The sequence below is a fragment of the Streptomyces sp. NPDC001816 genome (assembly GCF_042892235.1).
Classification (GTDB): Bacteria; Actinomycetota; Actinomycetes; order Streptomycetales; family Streptomycetaceae; genus Streptomyces.
Window position 1 is genome coordinate 182,170 of record NZ_JBIATY010000005.1, and the last position, 19,487, is coordinate 201,656.

Genomic DNA, 19,487 nt, shown 5'->3' on the forward strand with positions numbered 1-19,487 from the left:
CAACCAAGATCGCCGACCGGCGCTCCGCGTGCGGGCCCTCCTCGCGCCGCCGCACCGCTCCGGCCGCGCCGAGGGATGCCGCGGCCGCCGTCGGAGCGAACTGTGGCCAAATCCCGCAAAATTCCCGGGCATGCACGTACATTTCCGACCATCGCTTGGAGATGTCACCGGCAGACGGGGGCAAAGGATGGGCACGGACGACCGCGTCCCGGTGACGACCGGGATCGCACGGCTGCATGCGTCGCCCGGACTCGCCGGGCCCGGCCGGCTCGGGCTGGTGACCAACCACACCGGTGTCCTCCCCGACCTGCGCCCGGCCGCGCCCGCGCTGCTCGAGGCCGGCGCGCGGCTGGTCGCCCTGTTCGGTCCCGAGCACGGGCTGCACGGGAGCGGCCAGGCGGGCGAGAGCGAGGACGCCGAGGCGGACCCCGCCACCGGCCTGCCGGTCCACGACACCTACCGCTGCGGCGGCGAGCGTCTGGACAAACTCCTGATCGACAGTGGCGTCGACGCCCTGGTGTACGACCTGCAGGACATCGGGGCCCGGTTCTACACCTACGTGTGGACCATGTTCGACCTGATGGTCTCGGCGGCACGTACGGGCGTACGGTTCGTGGTCGCCGACCGGCCGAATCCCCTCGGTGGGCTCGTCAGCGAGGGCCCGCTGCTCGACCCGGTGTGGGCCAGCTTCGTCGGTCGCGCCCCGATCCCCGTCCGGCACGGCCTCACCTGCGGCGAACTCGCCCGGCATCTCAACGCGTCGGCCGTGCCCCAAGAGGCGGGCAGCGCGGCCGACTTGACGGTGATCGAGACAGTCGGCTGGCAGCGCGCCATGGACGCGGAGGCCACCGGCCTGCCGTGGGTCGCGCCCTCGCCGAACATGCCGACGCCCGCCACCGCCACCGTCTACCCCGGCACCTGCCTGTTCGAGGGCACGAATCTCTCGGAGGGCCGTGGTACCACGCAGCCGTTCGAGATCGTCGGGGCCCCGTACATCGATGCGCGGTTCGCGCCCTCGCTCGCCGAACTCGCCCTGCCCGGAGTGCACTTCCGTGATCTGCGGTACGTACCGACCTTCCACAAACACGCCGGACGGCCGCTGCGCGGGGTCCAGCTCCACATCACCGACCGCGAGGTGTTCGCTCCCGTACGCACCGCCGTCGCGATGCTCGCCACGCTGCGGCGGCTGTACCCGGACGACTTCGCCTGGCACACCGCGGACGGCGGCGCGGAGGGGACCGGCCATCGTCACTTCGTCGACCTGCTGTGGGGGTCCGACCGGTTGCGGCACGCCGTCGACGCGGGCGACGACCCGCTGCCGCTGTGCGATCCGCCGGCGCCGCCCGGCCGGTGGGCCGGCGACGACGTGCTGCTCTACCCGTGAGGCCTCTGAGGCCTCCCGCCCCAGCGCCACTGCTCGCTGCTCTGCCCGGAAGGACAGCTCCGTCCCGGAAGGACAACCCCGTCGATGACCGATCGCACGACGACGACCAGATCCCGGGCCGGGATGCGTGGCTTTCGCGCGGGCGACGGCCCGCACCTGGTGGAGGCGTGGCGCCGGAGTGCGCCGGCCGACCCGATCACCCCGGACCGCTTCCGCTCCCTGGTGCTGCTCGACGCCAACTTCGATCCGGAGGGGCTCAGGGTCGCCGTCGACGGCGACCGTGTCGTCGGCGCGGCCTACGCGGTGCGCCGTCTGACGCCGATGAGCGGCACCGACCTGGAGCCGGAGCAGGGCTGGATCCCGTTCTTCTTCGTCGACCCGGCCGCCCGCGGGCGCGGCCTCGGCCGACGGCTGCTGACCGACGCCCTCGACTGGCTGCACGGCCACGGCCGTACCCGGGTGGACTTCTCCTCGTACACCCCGAACTACATCCTCCCGGGCCTGGACGCCGAGGCGTACCCGGAAGCGGCGGGGCTCCTCGAATCCCTGGGCTTTCGCGCGCTGTACGAGGCGGCGGCGATGGACCGCAGCCTGGTCGGCTATCGCTTCCCGGGGGATGTCGCCCGCCGCGCGGACGAACTGACGGCGCGGGGCCACCGGTTCGCCACCCCGTCCGACGACGACCTGGTGGAACTGGTCGCGCTCGCCGGGAACCACTTCAACCCCGACTGGGCGCGCGCGATCCGGGAGTGTCTGGCCGCAGGCACGCCGCTCGACCGGATCGTCGTCGCCCGGGACCCTGCGGGCCGCCTGGCCGGCTGGGCGATGCACGGCGCGTACGAGTCGGTGGACGAGCGGTTCGGCCCGTTCGGTGTGCTGGAGGAGATGCGCGGCACCGGGCTCGGCAAGGTCCTGCTCCACCTGGTCCTGGAGCGGATGCGGGAGCGGGGTGCGCACTCTGCGTGGTTCCTGTGGACCGGCGAACGGTCCCCGGCGGGCCACTTGTACCGCGCGGCCGGTTTCACCACGACCCGGGTGTTCCGTGTGCTGCGCCGGGAGGCCGCCCGATGACGACGCCGGCACGCCGCACCAGGGCCCCAGGCGGCCTGAGCCGCCGTCACTTCGCGCTGGGGCTCCCCTCGGCGCTGCTCGCCGCCGGATGCGCCGCGCCGTACCGGGGCACCGGCCGGCCCGGGGATCCGATCGTGCTCACCCTGCTCTCCCACTACGCGAGCGGGGAGCTGAAGGAGGCCCTGCAGGGCCCGGTCGACGAGTGGAACGCCACGCACGACCGGGTCAAGGTGCGGACGAAGGCCGTCGAGTTCACGGATCTGCTGACCACGTTCATGGTCCGGCAGGCCGCGGGCCAGGGCGCCGACATCCTCCACCCGTACTGCCTGTGGAACGGCCAGCTCGTCCGGGCCGGCGTCCTGCGGCCCGCTCCCTCCGAGCACGCCGAGGAGATCAGGCGCGGCTACGGCAGGGCCGCGGTCGGCGCCGCGTCGGTGGGCGGCGCGGTGTACGGCTACCCCACCGAGGTGCAGACGTACGCCCTTTACTACAACAAGCGGCTGCTGCGCGAGGCGGGTGTCGCCGGACCTCCGCGCACCTGGCGGGAGCTGGAGGAGACGGCCCACCGCACCGCCAAACAGGACCGGTACGGCAACACGCTGGTCCAGGGGTTCGGGCTGTCCACCTACGACGACTCCACCACCGTCGGCCAGACGCTCGCCCTGCTCAACGCGGCCGGTGGAAGGTTCGTCTCCGCGGACGGCAGGAGCACCGCCATCGACTCGCCGGCCGGCCGGGCCGTGTTCGATCTGGAGCACCGTCTCGTCGTCAAAGGTGCGAGCGCGCCCGGCGTCAACGTGTACAAGGCGTTCGCGTCCGGGCAGGTGGCCATGGTGGTCAGCGCCGGATGGTGGACCGCGGACCTGAAGGGTCTGATGGGCAAGGACTATCGCGACGTGGGCGTCGCGCCCGTGCCCGTCCCCGAGGCGGGCGACAAGCGCGCCACGCTCTCCACCGGCTTCATGCTGGGCGTCAACGCGGCCAGTGAACACCCCCGCGAGGCCTGGGAGTTCCTGCGCTGGCTCAACAGCGAGAAGGTGGGCGTGAAGAGCGCCGGGAAGGGCGCGACAGCGACCCGGATGAGCGCGCTGCAGGTGTCGGTCGGTTCCCTGACCGGCCGTGCCGACGACATGCGGACGCTGCTCGGCGGGGCCGGCGATCCGAACCTGCGCCCGTTCCTGGACGCGCTGGCGTACGCGGTGCCGGAGCCGAACGTGCCGGGCGCGCAGCAGGCCAAGTCGCTGCTGCGCAAGAACATCGAGGCGTTGTGGACCGGTCAGCAGTCGGTCGACGAGGCGCTGCGCACCACCCGCCGTCAGGTCGATCAGGAGGTGTCCCGCTCATGGTGAACGCCCTGGCGCCGGAGACGACCGAGCGAGTGCCCGGACCGCGCTCCGCCGGGCCCGCGGTCGACGGCCGCAGCCCCACCCGGCGCCGGCGCCGCCAGGCCGTCGTCGCCTATCTCTTCCTGGCGCCGACGCTGCTGTTCTTCGCGGTCTTCCTGATCCTGCCGCTCGGCTTCGCGCTGCTGCTGTCGACGTCCCGCTGGGCCGGGTTCGACCTCGGCGACATCGATCCGGTCGGACTGGACAACTTCACCCGCCTCTTCGCGGACGGATCGACGTTCCTGACGCCGATCCTCACCAACACGCTGCTGTTCGCCCTGGGCACGGTGGCCCTGGCGCTCGCCGGCTCCGTGGTCGTCGCCACCTGTATCGACAACCTGCGGTTCCAGGGGCTGTGGCGCACGCTGTACTTCCTGCCGATCGTCACGACGGTCGTCGCCGTCGGCAACGTGTGGAAGTACATGTACGAGCCGGGCGGGCTCGTCAACGGCGTCCTCAACGCCCTCGGGCTCGACTCGGTGGCGTTCCTCCAGGATCCGGACACCGCGCTGCCCTCCGTCGTGGTCGTCCAGGCCTGGGCCTCGGTCGGCTCGGCGATCCTCATCCTGACCGCCGGTCTGAAGTCCATTCCCGAGTCGTACTACGAGGCCGCCGCGCTCGACGGCGCCGGGCCCGTCACCGTCTTCCGGAAGATCACGCTGCCGCTGCTGCGTCCGTCCCTGCTGTTCGTCTGCATCACCCAGTTCCTCACCGGCCTGCAGTCGTTCGCGCTGATCATCGTGATGACCAAGGGCGGGCCGGGTGACGCGACCAACGTGGCCGCGCTGGAAATGTACCGGCAGGCCTTCTCGTACGGCGACTGGGGCACCGCGAGCGCCGCAGCCTTCGTGCTGTTCGTGGTGGTCCTCGTGGTCACCCTGGCGCAGTTGTGGATCTTCCGGCGCAAGGGGGAGGACGCATGAACCGCCGCCGTTTCCCATGGTTCTCGTATCTGCTGGTCATGACGGGCGCCGTGCTCACGGTCGTGCCGTTCCTCGACATGGTGATGACGTCCTTCAAGGGGCCGGGTGAGGCGGGCACACTGCCGTACCGGTTCCTGCCCGACACCTTCGACCTGTCCAACTACCGGGCGGCGGTCGACCAGCTCGATCTGCCGGTGCTCTTCCGCAACAGCGTCGTCGCCACCGCCGTGATCACCGGATCGGTGCTGCTCACGTCGTCGCTCGCGGGCTACGCGCTCGCCAAACTCCGCTTCCCCGGACGGAACTTCATCTTCCGCCTGGTGCTGTCGACGATGATGTTCCCGCCGTTCCTCTTCTTCATCCCGCACTTCCTGATCCTGGTGCACTGGCCGCTCGCGGGCGGCAACGACCTGTTCGGGCGCGGGGGCGCGGGCCTGACGGTCAGTATCGTGGCGCTCGCCATGCCGTTCCTGGTCAACGGCTTCGGGATCTTCCTGATGCGCCAGTTCATGGTCTCGATCCCGGACGAGGTCCTGGAGGCCGCACGCATCGACGGGGCCGGCGAGTTCGCCGTGTGGTGGCGGATCGTGGTGCCGCAGACCAAGCCGGTTCTGGTGACGCTCGGGCTGCTGACCTTCGTCGACGCCTGGAACGAGTACATCTGGGCGCTGCTCGTCTCGACCGCCAACCCGGACGTGATGACCCTGCCTGTCGGCATCCAGCTCCTTCAGGACTACGTCGACCCGTCCCGCACGATGCCCATCGTCATGGCCGGACTCGTCCTGAGCATCCTGCCCGTCCTGGTCCTCTTCCTGCTGCTGCAGAAGTACTACATCCGTGGCGTCATGCTGAGTGGGCTCAAGTAGGGAGCGAATCCCGGCGAAGGTGTCATGCTGCGGCCTCCGATTCGAGGCGATTCACAGGCGCGGGGACGGGCCTGAGCAGCACGCTCGTGACCGTGGTGGCGAGGACCAGCGCCGCCGCGATCAGCAGGCTGGTGCGCAGGCCGTGGAAGAAGCCGGCGTGCTGGGCGATCAGGGCGCCGAAGACGGCCACGGCCAGGGCGCCGCCGCCCTGACGGGAGGCGTTGAGGACGCCACTCACGGTGCCGGCGCGGTCCGCCGGGACTCGGTCCAGCAGCAGGGCGGTCACGGCCGGGACGGCGAGGGAGCCGCCCGCGCCGACCGGGATCATCAGCAGGACCACAGGACCACGAGCCAGGTCGGCGCCGAGGCCGGGGCGAGGCTCAGGATCAGCAGGCCGGCGGCCATCGTGAGCTGCCCGGTGAGGATGGGCATCCGTGGGCCGAACCGGGCGGCGAACCATGCCGCGCCGGGGCTGACGAAGGCGGTCAGGAGGGTCATCGGCAGGAACGCCATGCCGGTGGCCAGTGGGGACAGGCCCCGGGTCTGCTGGAGGTGGAGGCTGAGCAGGAAGACCATGCCGTAGAAGTGGACGTCGAGGGCGAAGCCCACGCCCGCCGGGACGAGCATCGTCCGGGCCCGCCGCAGGGGCAGCGGCACCATCGGGTGCCGGCCGCGCGCCTGCGTCACCAGGAACAGGGCTCCGGCGATCACGGCCACGCCGAAGGCGTCGAGCACCCGGGGCGCGGCGAGGCCGTCCGCGCCGGCCTCGATGGCCGCGTACGTCAGACCGCCCATCGTCACCACCGCGCTGAGCCGGCCGGCCCGGTCGAAGCCGGTGTCCGCCTGTCGCGGCGAGGGGCCGATCCGCATGAGCAGGAACAGCGCCGGCAGCCCGACCGGCAGGTTGACGAAGAAGATCATCCGCCAGCTGATCAGGCTCAGGACGCCGCCGACCACAGGACCGGCGGCCGCGCCGACCACGAGATCGTCGGAAGGGTCGTCCAGGTCGGCTCGGAGGTCACCCGGCACACCGTCGGCGACAGCGTGGGCGTCGGCTGCATGGCCGACTCCTGCCGTGAGTGCGCCAACTGCCTGAAGGGCGAGGAGCAGTACTGCCTGAAGGACTTCGTCCTGAGGATCCCCGACGGCCTCCCGCTCGACACCGCCGCACCGCTGCTGTGCGCGGGCATCACGACCTACTCGCCGCTGCGTCACTGGGGCGTGGGCCCCGGCAGGAAGGTCGCGGTCGTCGGCCTCGGCGGTCCGGGCCACATCAACGAGGCGTTCGACCGGGTCCTCGCCTCCGACGTCCGCTACCGGTTCGTGGTCGACACCTCCTCGCCGGCCTGACGCACGAGCACGGCTCAGCCGCCGACGAGGGCGACGAGCTTGATGAAGACCAGGTCGGGATCGACGGTGAGATCCACGACGTCGTCGAGTTCCTCGACCTGGCGATCGCCGGCCAGCACGAAGAACCCGTTGGCCAGGAAGGCCCGCTCGGCGATCGTGGCCTGGCGCTCCCAGTCGATGCGGCGGACTTCGCGGAGCCGGTAGCCGTTCAGCTCCGTCTCGGCGTCGTCGGGGCGGACGAGGCCGTTGAAGCGGTCGCTCGGCCGGGCGTTGTGCCGGGCGACCTCCTCACGGACCCGGAGCCTGATCAGCTCCCGTACGGTCATCCGCTCCGGCAGCCCGTCGACCTGCCACTCGGTGACGGGCTTGCCCGTCGCGGTCTCGTCCCGGAACGTCACGGTGGCCATCAGGCACCTCGCTTGATCTGCATGAGGATGGTCTCGTCGGTGATCTTGGTGTCGGCGGCGAGCAGGAACGCCTTGCTGAGGATCAGGGAGAGCCGTTCGTCCTCGAACGGCAGGAACACCTTGCTGTCCCCCGAGCGCCCGGCCGGGACGATGCACAGGTAGCTGTCGTCCGGTGCCATCAGGATGTTGGCCGAACCCAGATGGATCTTGTACGTGCGCAGATCGCCTCGGACGACCAGGAAGCGGCCGTCGAGCGTGCACCGGTCTGCGATCTTCAGGCGCGGCAGGATCCGTTCCAGGACGTCGCGGCGGGCCTCGGCGCTCGCCGTCAGCTCGGCGAACCCGGCCCGCTCCCAGTAGCTGCGCACGGGGCCGCCGTCGGTCCAGTCGGGGTCGGCGGCGATCGAGGTGACGCCGACGAAGAGGTCCACGTCGCGCATCGCCTCGCTGAACACCAGCGGGGGCACGTCGGTGAGCGGTGCCTCGCGCCAGACTCCCTCCACCCGGCGGTGGAACCGCACTTGGTCGGTCGACGCCAGTTCGTCGTTGCCCGCCCAGTCGGCCCAGCTGTGGTAGAAGCGGACCCGCCACTCCCCCGCCGCCAGCGTGCGCTCGGCCGCGTCGCCGTCCCCGCCGTCCCAGGGACCGAGCAGGTCGCTCTTCCATCCCCGGGCCCGGAACAGGGCGAACATCCTGCGGTAGTGGACGAGGTGGGCGGCGAAGCGGTTGGAGTAGACGCGGGTCTGCTCCTCGGCCGGGGTGAGCAGGTAGATCTCACGGAACGCCTGCTTGAAGGGCTGGCGTATGCACCGCTCGGAGAGCAGGTCCCGCCAGGCCCGCACGGCGTGGGGTTCGGAGCGGAGCGGGTGCCAGAGCCGGACGAAGGCGTCGTCGGGTGCGTCGGGAAGGCGCTCGTCCGCCTCGGGCAGTACGGCCCGCCACTCGCCGGGTGCGACCTCGATCTCCCAGATCAGTCGGCGTACGAGGGTACTGGCGAGGGGGTGCCCGGCCAGCTCGGTGCGCCACCAGCCGTACGGGTGGACGGCCTCGACGGCGAAGCCGCCCTCCAACGCGCGTACAAGGGTGGCGAGTTGGGCATTGACGCGCTTCACCAGCTCGCGCAGCTCCTTGACCAGGCCGGCGTGGTCGCGGCGGACCGGCGCCGGGAGGCTGCGCAGCGGGCGGCCGTCCTTCTCCCAGGTCAGCGTGGCGGTCTCGGTGACCGTGACGACGGCCTGGTAGTCACCGGCCGTGCGGCGCAGGACGCCGCCCGCGGCGGAGCCGCCGATGGATACGGTGTCGAACTCCAGCCTCGGCAACCGCAGTGCCACGTCGGTGCGTTCGGCCAGCGCCGCGTCGACCTTCTTGAGCATCTTGTCGAGCTGCTTGGGCACCCCTGCGTGCAGGACGGTCCGGCGCACGGTGCGGATCGCGGTCACCAGCTCGGGCGTCGGGAAGTCCTGCGCGGCGCGAACCACTTCGTACAGCAGGGCCTGCGAGGGAAGCGTCTTCGCCGCCGTCGGGGCGAGGGCGACGCCGGGCAGCAGCCGCTCGAACAGCTGCGGCAGCCAGGGCTCGTCGCGCTGCAGCGCCACCCGCAGGGCCTGTCCGAGCGAGGTGATCTCCCGGTCCGTGAACGCCTTGTCCGCCCGGTAGGGGATCTCGCCCGCCCGGATCGCATCCGTGCGGTCGGCCGCGGCTTCGAGCGCGCGCCGGGCGAACGCCACGTAGGCGGGGTTGTCGGCCGCCCGGCGCCACGTGTGCGCGAGCGGCGCGACGAACCTGTGGTCCCGGTCGATGTCGGACAGCAGCGCCCGTTCGGCCGGGGTGCAACCGGCCATGACGGCGATCTCGTCCGCGACGATGGGGCCCACATCAGCGGAGAGGCGCTCCACGACCGCGCGCAGGGTCCCGTCGCCGGCGAACCCGGCGACCGCGAGCAGCGCGTACGGTTGGCGCAGGGTGTCCTTCTCCAGCCGGAACTCGACCAGGCGACGGGCCGGTTCGGACACGTCGGGCAGCGGCCCTGTGCAGGACTCCAGCGCACTCAGGCCGAGGGTGAGGTCAGCCCAGCCGGACTCCTCGCATCGCTCGACCAGTACCTCGAACATCCGGCGGCACGCCTCGGGCGTGTAGCGCGGCTGCCGTTCCCTGGCCGCGTCCTCGACCGCGAAGCGGACCGTCGTCATCGTGTGCGGGGCCGAGGCCCTCACCTGGTAGGCCGCTACGAACAGGCTGCCGAGCTGCTCGTCGGAGACCTGTGACAGATCCGGGTTCCTGTCCTGCTCTGCGAGCGTGAAGTCCGGGTCGGTCAGCGCGCGTGTCAGCCGGGCTGCGAGGTCCATCAGGCGCCCCTCTTGATCTGGCGGAGGATCGTGTCGTCGGTGATCTTGGTGTCGGCGGCGAGCAGGAACGCCTTGCTGAGGATCAGGGAGAGCCGTTCGTCCTCGAACGGCAGGAACACCTTGCCGCCGCCCTTGCCGCGTGACGGGACGATGCACAGGTAGGCGTCGTCCGGTGCCATCAGGATGTTGGCCGAGCCGAGATGGATCTTGTACGTGCGCAGATCGCCGCGGACGACCAGGAAGCGGCCGTCGAGCGTGCACCGGTCTGCGATCTTCAGGCGCGGCAGGATCCGTTCCAGCGCCTCGCGGCGGACCTCGGCACTCGCCGTCAGCGCTCCGAACGTGGCCGTGCGCCAGTACCCGGCGTAGCGGTCCTCGCCCCGGTCGGTCCAGTCGGGATCGGCGGCGATCGAGGTCACGCCGACGAACAGGTCGACGTCCCGCATCGCCTCGCTGAACACCAGCGGGGGCACCTCGGCGAGCGCGACCTCCCGCCATTGGCGGCCGCTGCGCCGCTCGAAGCGGACCTGGTCGGTCGCTGCGTGCTCGGGCGCGTAGCCGCCGTCGTCGTCCGCGGCGGGCTCGTGGTGGAAGCAGGCCCGCCACGCGCCGTCGCCGAACTCGGCCCGGGCCAGCCCGTCGTAGCCGCCGTCGTACCGGCCGAGGAAGTTGGCCTGCCAGCCGCGCTCCTTGAACAGCGCGTAGAGCTGCCGGTAGTGGACGATGTGGGCGGCGAACCGGTTGGAGTAGCCGCCGGTCTCCTCCTCCGCCGGGGTGAGCAGGTATATCTCCCGGAAGGCCTGTTTGAACGGCTGCCGCAGCCGCTCCGTGACGAGCCGCTCCCGCCACGCCCTGATGTCGTCCGTCGACGCCCGGATCGGATGCCACAACCGGACGCGCTCCGGCGCACCGGGCGGCTCGGCCGTCGGCGCCACCGCACGCCACTCGCCGTGCGCGTCCTGGAACTCCCAGATCAGCCCGCGCACAAGAGTGCCGGTGACCGGATGGTCGCGGTAGTAGCGGCACCACTCGTCGTACGGCCACTCACGCCCCGCCGACATCAACGCCTCGACGCGGGCCCGCTCGCCGGAAAGCGTCCCCCGCACCTCCCTGGCGAGGGCCTTCAACTCCTGGAGCTCGTCCGGGAACTCGTCCTTCACCGCTGCCGGAGCCGTACGGGACGTCCGGCCGTCGGGGCCGGTGAAGGTGAGCCGCACGGTTGCCGCTTCCTCGATGGCCACCCGCACCCGGTGTCCGCCCAACTCCCGTTCCAGCGAGCCGTCCGGTGCCAGGCCGTGGTCCGGCACGCTGCGCTCGATGAGCTGCTCGGCCGTGATGCCCTGCTTCCCGGCCGCCGTCACCAGCGCGGTGTCGAGCTGCTTGCGCAGGGCCCGGTGCTTGATCCGTGACTGCAGCCGCCACAGGGCCTCCAGCGAGGCCGGATCGCCGGTCTCGGCCAGCGCGTTGATCGCCGCACCCGCGAGCTTGAGGTCCTCGATCACGTCGGTTCCGGGGCCGCCGGCTCGCAGAGCGAGCGCGCGGAGATGCCGCACCGCGGCCGGGGCGCCGGTCAGCACGGCCGCCCAGACGACGCCGCGGGCCAGGTCCCCGTCGTTCTGCTGGACGAGGTAGTGGTAGTGGTAGCCGTCGTCGAGCCAGCCGGTGTGCGCACCGCTTCGCCTTGTGCACAGCGGATCGTCCTCGGCCAGCGCGCGCAGCACGTCGGCCACGAGGTCCCGCGCCGACGCCGCGTCCGCGAGTTCGAGGCACGTCCGCCGCCACTTCTGCGCGGGACGCGGCCCGGACAGACTCGCCAGGTGCCGGACGAAGTCGGCCAGCTCCGCCGTCGGCGACGTGGTCACGCGGTCGCGCAGCGGGGCGGCCCAAGGGGCGTACGGCGGGATCAACCCCTCGGGGATGTGCGCCTCGTCCACGCTCGCCAGCAGCGCACGGAGACGTTTGACGACCGGCCCGCGCAGGTGCGCGGGAGCATCGCCGCTCATGAGCTTCCCGTGTGCGTGCCGCAGCCACGGCGCGATTGCACGGCACCCGTCGGCGCCGAGCCGCTCGGCGGCAATCAGCGCCACCCCCAGGGAACCGGCGGACCAGAAACCCATGTCGAACTCGGAGACACGGACCAACAGCACCGCGACCTCATCCGGCGTCCAGCCGTGCACCCGTGAGATCACGGTTCCGATCTCGGAGTCGTACCGCCAGAGTCCCATGTCGTCGAAGCGGGAGGCCAGCATGAGGCACAGGGCCGCCGCCCTGCCCTCCTCCTCCGAACACTCCGCGAGCCGCCCTTCGATCTCGGCCTGGGTCGCCGCGCGTATCGCCTGGATCCGCTCGAATTCCCCCGGTCCTCCCCGCAACGCCGCGTAGGCGTCCCACTGGGGATCCGTCCGCTGACGTTCCAGGAGATCGACGAGCCAGCGCACGCGGTCGAGCGCGGCGCACCTCACGTCGTCGAGCGAGTCGTTCCTACGGGATTCGGCCACCAAGGTGTCGTAGAGCATGGCGGGATGATGGCAGGGGGGACTGACAATGCCTCAGGCACCGAGGACGAAACGGTGTGACCAGATTTGTAGTTGGCATCAGGCAACGTTCGTGGCCTGCGCAGGTCACAAGGCGTGTCGCCGTAGCTGCGGATCCAACAAGCGACTGCGCGGCAGGTATCGGGGCACTCTGCATGAACGATGCCGTAGGCGCAGGGCCCCGCTGACCTGGGTGGCGGTGTGGCGATCCTGTCGCTGATGCTGCTGCGCATCCTCACGTCCGTGTCCGTCGTCGCCTTCTTCCGCACGACGCGGCTCGCCCCTCCCTCTGGAACACTCTCGTCGCCTTGATCGCCGCGGTGGTGCTGCTCCTGAGCGCCACCGCACTGCCCTGAAGGTCGACGACCCGGACACGGCCAACCTCGACCGGACCGCCGAGTTGCTCGGCGCGGTCGGTGTGGGCATCGACAACGCACTCTTCGACAGGTCGTCGCGGTACAGGCCCGCAGCCCGCTCAAACAGCGGGCGCGCCCTGTCGTCGTACTCCCGGTGCTCGAGCAACGGCGCAGTCAAGACTCGCCCGGACTTCGTGCCCAACTGCATACGCTGCTGTTGAGTCCGTATACGTGTTTGGGGGCTACGGATAGCCGACTCCGGCTTGTGCTCCATAGGTTTGCCGCATCCACAGACCACAGCCGTGGCTGTGGTGCCGAGGTTTCCCGTCGTTGTCACCTCCGTTCGAGGCACCAAGGTGGCGCCCCACGAGTGCCTGGCATCCCGTCAGGTGAAGCGCGCCTCAGATGGTTTTTCTCGTTTGTCGGACGCGCCGGCCTCGTCGCGCGGCCGCGACGGTGAACTGGGCTTCGGCTGCCATCCGATCACAGTGACGTCAGCTCGTCCCACGCAGAAAGGGTCTCCGCCATGGCCAAACACAAGAGGACTTCCGCACTGGGCAGGCATAGGAAGATATCCCCGAAAGGTCACCGGGGACTGGCGACCGCAACGGCGACGGGACTGCTGACTGGTGCGCTGTTCGTCACGGGCGCGTCGGCTGCTGAGGCCGCCGATGAAACGTCCGTCAGTATGGAGGACACGCAGCCCAGCATTGATGAGCAGCCGTACGTGCAGCAGCAGCCCGGTGCGGATGACACTCAGTCGGACCAGGATCAAGGATCGCAGCCCGGTGTGGATGGTGGTCAGCCGTATCAACAGGCGCAGCCCGGCGGGGATGACCAGCAGTCCGACACTGCAGGCGACGTGCGAGCCGAAAGTGAATCTGCCGATGCGGGAGAGCAGTCCGGCGCCCGGGACCAGTCCAGCGCCGATGCGGACACGGCGGACGGACAGCCCAGCATCGCTCCTGGCGACAAGCTCCAGGTCAAGGACGACCCCACGAGCTGGTGCTCGGCTGGTGCCAATGTCAGCAACGGGGAGGACAATTTCATCGTCACTGCAGGGCACTGCACAGCCGAGCATGGCTGGACCACGGACAGCGATCACGGCGGGCGGGACGTCGGTGACACCGACGAGGTAGGACCGGACGGCACCGACTACAGCTTCGTGCGCAACGACCTCGCACCCGACCCCGGTACCTTCGCCGAGGTCGGCGATGCCTACGTCGGCCAGGACGTCTGTAAGCACGGCGCTACCACGCACGTCACGTGCGGGAAGGTCACCGGCCTCGACGAAACCGTTCACTACGACAGAATGGTCAACACGACGGAGGACGGGCTGGGGGTCTACGAAATCGGGCCGACCGTCGACGGCCTCATCAAGACCGACCTCTACTCTGAGGGAGGCGATAGCGGCGCCCCGCTCTACAGCAGCGACGGACACAGTCTTCTGGGCGTGCTCAGCGGTGGCACCGCCGACAAGGTCAACCCCGTCAGCCAATACCAACCCCTTTCCGGTGTGCTGGCAGAACACGGCCTGCACCTGGTGACACCGGAGGGGTCCGGTTCGTAGCGGGCTCGTCGGAACTGGCAGGCCGGACACATCTAATTTTCAGTTCGGTTGGCCAACCCTATGCGTCTGCGGATGGCCCGTGCAGGTCTGGCTTCCTGTGCGTCGAGGTGGGCGCTGGCTCCGCTGGGCGGGCTCGCCAGGTCTTGCCGGCGGCCAGCAGGTACTCGCGGACCAGGGTCAGGTGTGGGTTGGTGGGACTGCCCGGGCGCTGCACGAGGTAGGCGGTGTTGATCGGTGGATCCTCCGGCTGGTGCAGCAGTTGCAGGACGCCGGAGGCGAGTTCGGTGCGACACAGGTAGCTTGGCAGGACGCTCCAGCCGGCGCCGGCGGCGACGGCGGTGAGGACGCCGCGCAGGTCGGGGATGGTGATCGCGGCCTGGGCATACAGGCGGAAGTTGAAGACTGGCGCCAGTAGCGGCGGGCGATGGGCAGGTCCTCGGCGTAGGCGATGAGTGGGATGCCCTCCAGGGCAGTGGGCAGCTCCTGCCCCTTGAGCCGTTCGGCCCATGCCGGGGCGGCGACCAGGACGAATTCCTCGTCGGCGAGGAGTTCGGCGTGCAGCGTCCGGCCACTGAGCCGTCGGGTGGCAACGACGAGGTCGTGGCGTCCGGCCCGCAGTTCTTCGAGCAGCGGTTCCGTCAGTCCGATGGCCATCCGCAGCTGGACCCCCTGGGCTACCAGCGGGGCCAGTACTTTGAGGCCGGCGCCGCTCAGGAATTCCGCGGGCCCCACCAGGTGCACCGGCGCCGGGCTGTCGCTCGGCCCTTCACCGGTGATGCCGGCCAGCTGGTCCATGGGAACCGACAGCTGCGTGGCGAGCTCGTGCGCATGGGGCAGCGGGGTGACGCCGCGCGCTCGGCGTTCGAACAGTTCACGGCCCAGGTGGTTCTCCAGCGTCCGGATCTGCGTGGTGACGGTGGACTGCGACAGTCCCAGCCGACGCGCGGCGGCGGTGAAGGACCCCAGGCGGTGCACTGCGAGGAAGGTGCGCAGCAGGTTGAGGTCCAGCGGACCGGACCCACGAGTGTCCTGATTGCTCACGGTGTCGAGCCTACGAGATCAGCATGGCAGCCACCCGCCGTCCATCCCCGTATAAGGCATCGGTTCATCGATACCTGGTACCGGTGTTTCCATTGGTGCGGGCACGTCGGCGGTTTTAGATTCGAGGCAGAAAGCACTCAGCTACGCGACCTCACAGGCGCCAGACTTCCCCTACGCGACCTCACAGGCGCCAGACTTCCCCACTGGCCGGGACGCGCCGACTGCCCGGAAAGCGACCGTGAATCATGAAGGCCATCGCGCTCGAACAGTACGGCTCGTCCGACGATCTGCGGCTCATCGACCTGCCCGATCCCAAGGTGGCGCCCGGCGAGGTACTCGTCCGGGTGAAGGCGGCCGGGGTCAATCCGGTCGACTGGAAACTCGCCGCCGGGTACCTGGATCCGATCATGGAGGTCCGCTTCCCGCTGATTTCCGGCTGGGACGTCGCAGGTGTCGTGGAACGCGTCGGGTTCGACGCAGGCGAGTTCGCCGTGGGGGACGAAGTCTTCGGCTACATCCGCAAGGACTGGGCACAGAACGGGGCGTACGCCGAACTGGTCTCCGCCCCCGTCCGCACCCTGGCCAGTAAGCCCGCCGTGCTCGGCTGGGAGCAGGCCGCGGGGGTGCCGCTGGCGGGGCTCACCGCCTACCAGAGCATCAAGCGGGTCGGCCTCGGCAACGGCGAGACCGTGCTGATCCACGCCGCGGCGGGCGGTGTCGGCTCGCTCGGCGTCCAGATCGCAGTCGCGTTCGGCGCCCGGGTGATCGGCACCGCGAGCGAACGCAACCACGGCTTCCTCCGTGAGCTCGGCGCGGAGCCGGTCGCCTACGGGGACGGGCTCGTCGAGCGCGTACGTGAACTGGCGCCCGACGGCGTGGACGCGGCCCTCGACTTCGTCGGCGACGGCGCGGTGGATGTGTCGCAGCAGCTGCTCAAGAGACGCGACCGGATCGCGTCCATCATCGATGCCGAAGTAGCGGCGAAGGGCGGCCATTACGTGTGGGTCCGCCCGGACTCGGCCGGCCTCGCGACCCTCGCCGACCTCGCGGACGCGGGGAAGCTCACGGTGCCCGTGGAGCACTCGCTGCCGCTGGCCGAGGCGGCCGAAGCGTGGCGCCTGAGCCAGGCAGGTCACACCCGAGGAAAGATCGTTCTGACCGTCTGACATCGCCTGCGGAGGCGGGCCCTGGGGAAGCGGAGCCCAATGCGACCTCAACCCTGCCGGGCGGCGTTCACCGGTCACGAACCGTACTCCCCATGAAGGGGCGAACCACAGTTGGAGGTAGTCATGCCCGCAGCCAAGAAAAAGATCCTTGTCATCGTCACCAACGCCGACGAATACCAGAAGGTCGGCCTGCGGACCGGACTCTGGCTCGGGGAGCTGACCCATTTCTGGGACTTCGCCGAGGAGCGAGGGTTCACGATGGATATCGCGAGTCCGTCGGGTGGCAAGATTCCGCTCGACCCGGAGAGCCTGACGCGGCAGATGCTGGATGCCGAGGGCACCGGCAAGCGGTACCAGGACCGGGCCTTCATGGACCTCCTGACGGACACCATGAAGGTCTCCGACGCGGAAATCGACGACTACGACGCCATCTACCTCACCGGTGGCCACGGGGTCATGTTCGACTTCCCGCAGAGCGAGGACCTGGAAGCCCTGATCGCCCGGTTCTACGAGACCGGCCGTGTGGTGGCGACCGTCTGCCACGGCGCAGCCGGCCTGCTCAACGTCACCCTGAGCAACGGGGAACCCCTGATCAAGGGCAAGCGGGTCACCGGGTTTTCGTGGCCCGAAGAGGAACTGGCGAACCGGGCGGAGGCGGTCCCCTACAACGTCCAGGAGGACCTGAAGAAGCTGGGTGCCGATTACAGCACGGCCGCCCAGCCGTTCGCCTCGTATGTCGTCGAGGACGGGCGTCTGATCACCGGCCAGAATCCGTCCAGCGCCAGGGCAGTGGCCGAGGCAGTCGTCAAGCAACTGGCCGGCGAATGAGGGCTCCGCGGCAAAGATCGTGGCCGTCCACGAGCCGGACCGGGGCACTCCAGCGGCGGCCCGCCTTCTCGCCCGCGAGCTCGCCTTCCTCCAGACACATCTGTCAGAGGTCACTCAGCGCCTTCGTACCACAGGCGGTTCATGCCGGCGCAGGAGCCGGATCGTGAGCGCATAGCAGCCCATCGCCAGGCCGAACAGCACGCCCATGTCAGTCAGCCACTGGCTGAGCGAGTGACGCCACAGGGGGTCGGTGGCCGAAGGCGCTGACTTGTCCATCGGACCGAGCAGTGGCCCGAGATCGAGTGTCACGCCTTCCGCTGCGATGGCCCAGCGCGACGGCGCCAGCCAGGCCACCTGTTCGACCCCGGGATTGTTGAAGAGGTGGAAGGTGACGCCTGAGAAGAGGTACTGGAAAACACAGAACAGAACCAGCAGGGGCATGGTGCTTTCGGCAGTCCTCGCCAGTGACGAGATGACCAGGCCGCACATCATCGAGGTGAATCCGAGCATGGTGATGACGAAGGTCATCTCAAGGAGCGGGGCGTCCTTCGCGACCATTCCTTCGGTCGGTAGTTCACGCGGTACGAGACCGAGCAGGCACAAGGTGATCCCCTGAAGGCCGGAGATCAGCCCCAGTACCGTGATCTTCGACATGAGGTAGGCGGATCTGGAGAGACCTGCGGCCCGTTCCCGCTCATAGAGTGCCCGTTCCTTGACCAGTTCACGGACGGAGTTCGCGGCCCCCATGAAGCAGACGCTGATGACGAGGGAAGCGAGGATCGTGCCGGCTGCGAGATTCGGCGTGCCGTCGGGTGCTCTGCGAAGGCCGAAGTCTGCGGGTATGACGGTGCTGGCCAGACCCAGGATGACGGGCAGGAGGGCCATCAGGCCGACGAACCGGCGATCTGAGGCCATCACCGCCAGCTGCCGGCGGACAAGCACGGACAGCTGAGCTGTCCAACGGGGTGGCTTCGGGGTATGGACGGCCTCAGGGGCCGTGGTCGCCGTCTGCCGCGGGGCGGCCGCAGATGCTACGTGTTGCCGGCACTCGTGCCACCTGCGTGACCAGTCGAGGTCGCGGTGCTCGTCGAAGGCGGAGAAGACGTCGGCCCACGTAGCCTGCCCGAAGAACTCGAGTGCCTGGGCCGGGGGACCGAAGTAGGCCAGGGACCCGCCAGGACCCAGGACCAGTACTTTGTCGCACTGCTCCAATTCCCCGACGGAGTGCGTGACCACCAGCACGGTGCGGCCGTCGTCTGCGAGTCCCCTCAGCAACTGCATGACGTCGCGGTCCATGCCCGGATCCAGGCCGGAGGTCGGCTCGTCCAGAAACATGAGCGAGGGTTTGGTCAATAGTTCGAGGGCGACCGAGACGCGCTTGCGCTGCCCGCCGGAGAGCGCGGCGATGCGTTGGTCGGCGTGGAGGCCGAGTCTGAGCTCAGTCAGTACCTCCTCGACCCGGCGGTCGCGCTCGGTTGCCTCCGTGCCGCGGGGGAAGCGCAGTCTGGCGGCGTGGCGGAGCGCGGACCGCACCGTGAGTTGTGGGTGAAGGATGTCGTGCTGAGGAACGATGCCGATGTGCTGACGCAGTTCGGCGAATCGTTCATGGAGGTTCTGGTTGTCGTACAGCACCTCACCCTTGACGTTCGGCTGATGGCCCGTCAGGGCACGCAGCAAGGTGGACTTGCCGGAGCCAGACGGACCGACCACCGCGATCAAGGCTTTCGCGGGCACCTCGAAGCTCACGTTCTGCAGCAGAGTCCGATTGCTCTTGCCGTGCCGGACCCTGACGGTCAGTCGGCGGACGATCAACGAGCCGGCGGGAGCAAGGCTGAATTCGGCGTGGTGCGAGGAGACGTCGTGCTCACGGACGACCAGATCGTTGTCGGGAGCCCGGCCGATACGGGTGACCGAGGTGCCACCAGCAGTGTCCCGGCGCGCCGGTCGAACCGTGAAGCGAAGCCGTGGCCCTTCAGCGGCGCCACCGAGGGTGAGCAAGGCACCGTGGCCGACCTCGGCCAGCGAGATGCGCCGGCCGAGGTCGTACGTGCCGTTGGTGCTGTTGAGGTCCTGCAGGACCCAGCTCGTTCCGCCCCAGTAGATGCGGGCGTGCCACCAGGAAACGATGGCTTCCCGGAACACCACGTCCGACTGCGGATCACGACCCACGGTGTACGTCCTGGCAGGATCCAGCCTCTGGGTGATCCCCTCAACGGTCAGGAAGAGGGGCGGATTTCCGCAGTGCACCGTGGCGTCTCCCC

The 19,487-nt window shown here is 69.7% G+C and carries 14 protein-coding genes and 2 pseudogenes; 9 read left to right on the forward strand and 7 right to left on the reverse strand.

Annotated features, from left to right (window positions below; all coding sequences use genetic code 11):
• Nucleotides 1–187 precede the first annotated feature (187 nt).
• The 5 genes from ACFYZZ_RS19585 to ACFYZZ_RS19605 all read left to right on the forward strand — a co-directional run bounded on the left by ACFYZZ_RS19585 (nucleotide 188) and on the right by ACFYZZ_RS19605 (nucleotide 5,629).
• Nucleotides 188–1,384, forward strand: coding sequence for an exo-beta-N-acetylmuramidase NamZ domain-containing protein (locus ACFYZZ_RS19585; protein ID WP_389177207.1), 1,197 nt, complete (start codon nucleotides 188–190; stop codon nucleotides 1,382–1,384).
• A gap of 84 nt (nucleotides 1,385–1,468) precedes the next feature.
• Nucleotides 1,469–2,455, forward strand: a complete 987-nt coding sequence (locus ACFYZZ_RS19590; protein ID WP_389177210.1) for a GNAT family N-acetyltransferase — start codon at nucleotides 1,469–1,471, stop codon at nucleotides 2,453–2,455.
• Nucleotides 2,452–3,804, forward strand: coding sequence for an ABC transporter substrate-binding protein (locus ACFYZZ_RS19595; protein WP_389177213.1), 1,353 nt, complete (start codon nucleotides 2,452–2,454; stop codon nucleotides 3,802–3,804). Before ACFYZZ_RS19590 ends, ACFYZZ_RS19595 begins: the two co-directional genes overlap by 4 nt.
• Nucleotides 3,798–4,763, forward strand: a complete 966-nt coding sequence (locus ACFYZZ_RS19600) for a carbohydrate ABC transporter permease (protein WP_389177216.1) — start codon at nucleotides 3,798–3,800, stop codon at nucleotides 4,761–4,763. Before ACFYZZ_RS19595 ends, ACFYZZ_RS19600 begins: the two co-directional genes overlap by 7 nt.
• The gene (locus tag ACFYZZ_RS19605; protein ID WP_389177219.1) at nucleotides 4,760–5,629 is read left to right on the forward strand and encodes a carbohydrate ABC transporter permease; all 870 of its coding nucleotides are present in this window, start codon (nucleotides 4,760–4,762) and stop codon (nucleotides 5,627–5,629) included. Before ACFYZZ_RS19600 ends, ACFYZZ_RS19605 begins: the two co-directional genes overlap by 4 nt.
• A 22-nt stretch (nucleotides 5,630–5,651) precedes the next feature.
• On the opposite strand, the gene ACFYZZ_RS19610 is transcribed toward ACFYZZ_RS19605, so the two are convergent.
• Nucleotides 5,652–5,957, reverse strand: a complete 306-nt coding sequence (locus tag ACFYZZ_RS19610; protein WP_389177222.1) for a hypothetical protein — start codon at nucleotides 5,955–5,957, stop codon at nucleotides 5,652–5,654.
• On the reverse strand, nucleotides 5,957–6,550 hold the full coding sequence (locus ACFYZZ_RS19615; RefSeq protein ID WP_389178238.1) for a hypothetical protein: 594 nt from the start codon (nucleotides 6,548–6,550) through the stop codon (nucleotides 5,957–5,959). The genes ACFYZZ_RS19610 and ACFYZZ_RS19615 overlap by 1 nt, the downstream gene beginning before the upstream one ends.
• Nucleotides 6,551–6,607: 57 nt before the next feature.
• Here ACFYZZ_RS19615 and ACFYZZ_RS19620 point away from each other — a divergent pair.
• A pseudogene (locus tag ACFYZZ_RS19620) lies at nucleotides 6,608–6,940 on the forward strand (alcohol dehydrogenase catalytic domain-containing protein); the annotation flags it as partial.
• A gap of 53 nt (nucleotides 6,941–6,993) precedes the next feature.
• Here ACFYZZ_RS19620 and ACFYZZ_RS19625 read toward each other — a convergent pair.
• The 3 genes from ACFYZZ_RS19625 to ACFYZZ_RS19635 are packed head-to-tail and all read right to left on the reverse strand — an operon-like array spanning nucleotide 6,994 to nucleotide 12,247.
• Entirely contained in the window at nucleotides 6,994–7,386 is a 393-nt protein-coding gene (locus ACFYZZ_RS19625; protein WP_389177225.1) for a hypothetical protein, read from the reverse strand.
• Entirely contained in the window at nucleotides 7,386–9,731 is a 2,346-nt protein-coding gene (locus tag ACFYZZ_RS19630) for a DUF4132 domain-containing protein (RefSeq protein WP_389177228.1), read from the reverse strand. Before ACFYZZ_RS19630 ends, ACFYZZ_RS19625 begins: the two co-directional genes overlap by 1 nt.
• The gene (locus ACFYZZ_RS19635) at nucleotides 9,731–12,247 is read right to left on the reverse strand and encodes a DUF4132 domain-containing protein (RefSeq protein WP_389177231.1); all 2,517 of its coding nucleotides are present in this window, start codon (nucleotides 12,245–12,247) and stop codon (nucleotides 9,731–9,733) included. The genes ACFYZZ_RS19630 and ACFYZZ_RS19635 overlap by 1 nt, the downstream gene beginning before the upstream one ends.
• 900 nt (nucleotides 12,248–13,147) lie before the next feature.
• Between ACFYZZ_RS19635 and ACFYZZ_RS19640 the strand changes: the two genes are divergently transcribed.
• Nucleotides 13,148–14,191, forward strand: coding sequence for a trypsin-like serine protease (locus tag ACFYZZ_RS19640; protein WP_389177234.1), 1,044 nt, complete (start codon nucleotides 13,148–13,150; stop codon nucleotides 14,189–14,191).
• 58 nt (nucleotides 14,192–14,249) lie between these two features.
• On the opposite strand, the pseudogene ACFYZZ_RS19645 reads toward ACFYZZ_RS19640, so the two are convergent.
• Nucleotides 14,250–15,232: pseudogene (locus ACFYZZ_RS19645) on the reverse strand (LysR family transcriptional regulator).
• A 245-nt stretch (nucleotides 15,233–15,477) separates the two neighbouring features.
• Here ACFYZZ_RS19645 and ACFYZZ_RS19650 point away from each other — a divergent pair.
• Both ACFYZZ_RS19650 and ACFYZZ_RS19655 read left to right on the forward strand, forming a co-directional pair.
• Nucleotides 15,478–16,398, forward strand: a complete 921-nt coding sequence (locus tag ACFYZZ_RS19650) for an NADP-dependent oxidoreductase (RefSeq protein ID WP_389177237.1) — start codon at nucleotides 15,478–15,480, stop codon at nucleotides 16,396–16,398.
• A 123-nt stretch (nucleotides 16,399–16,521) separates the two neighbouring features.
• The gene (locus ACFYZZ_RS19655; RefSeq protein ID WP_389177240.1) at nucleotides 16,522–17,226 is read left to right on the forward strand and encodes a type 1 glutamine amidotransferase domain-containing protein; all 705 of its coding nucleotides are present in this window, start codon (nucleotides 16,522–16,524) and stop codon (nucleotides 17,224–17,226) included.
• Between the two features lie 114 nt (nucleotides 17,227–17,340).
• Here the strand turns inward: ACFYZZ_RS19655 and ACFYZZ_RS19660 are convergent, their stop codons facing one another.
• A complete protein-coding gene (locus tag ACFYZZ_RS19660) occupies nucleotides 17,341–19,431 on the reverse strand; it encodes an ATP-binding cassette domain-containing protein (RefSeq protein ID WP_389178240.1) in 2,091 nt (696 codons plus the stop codon).
• Between the last annotated feature and the right edge of the window lie 56 nt (nucleotides 19,432–19,487).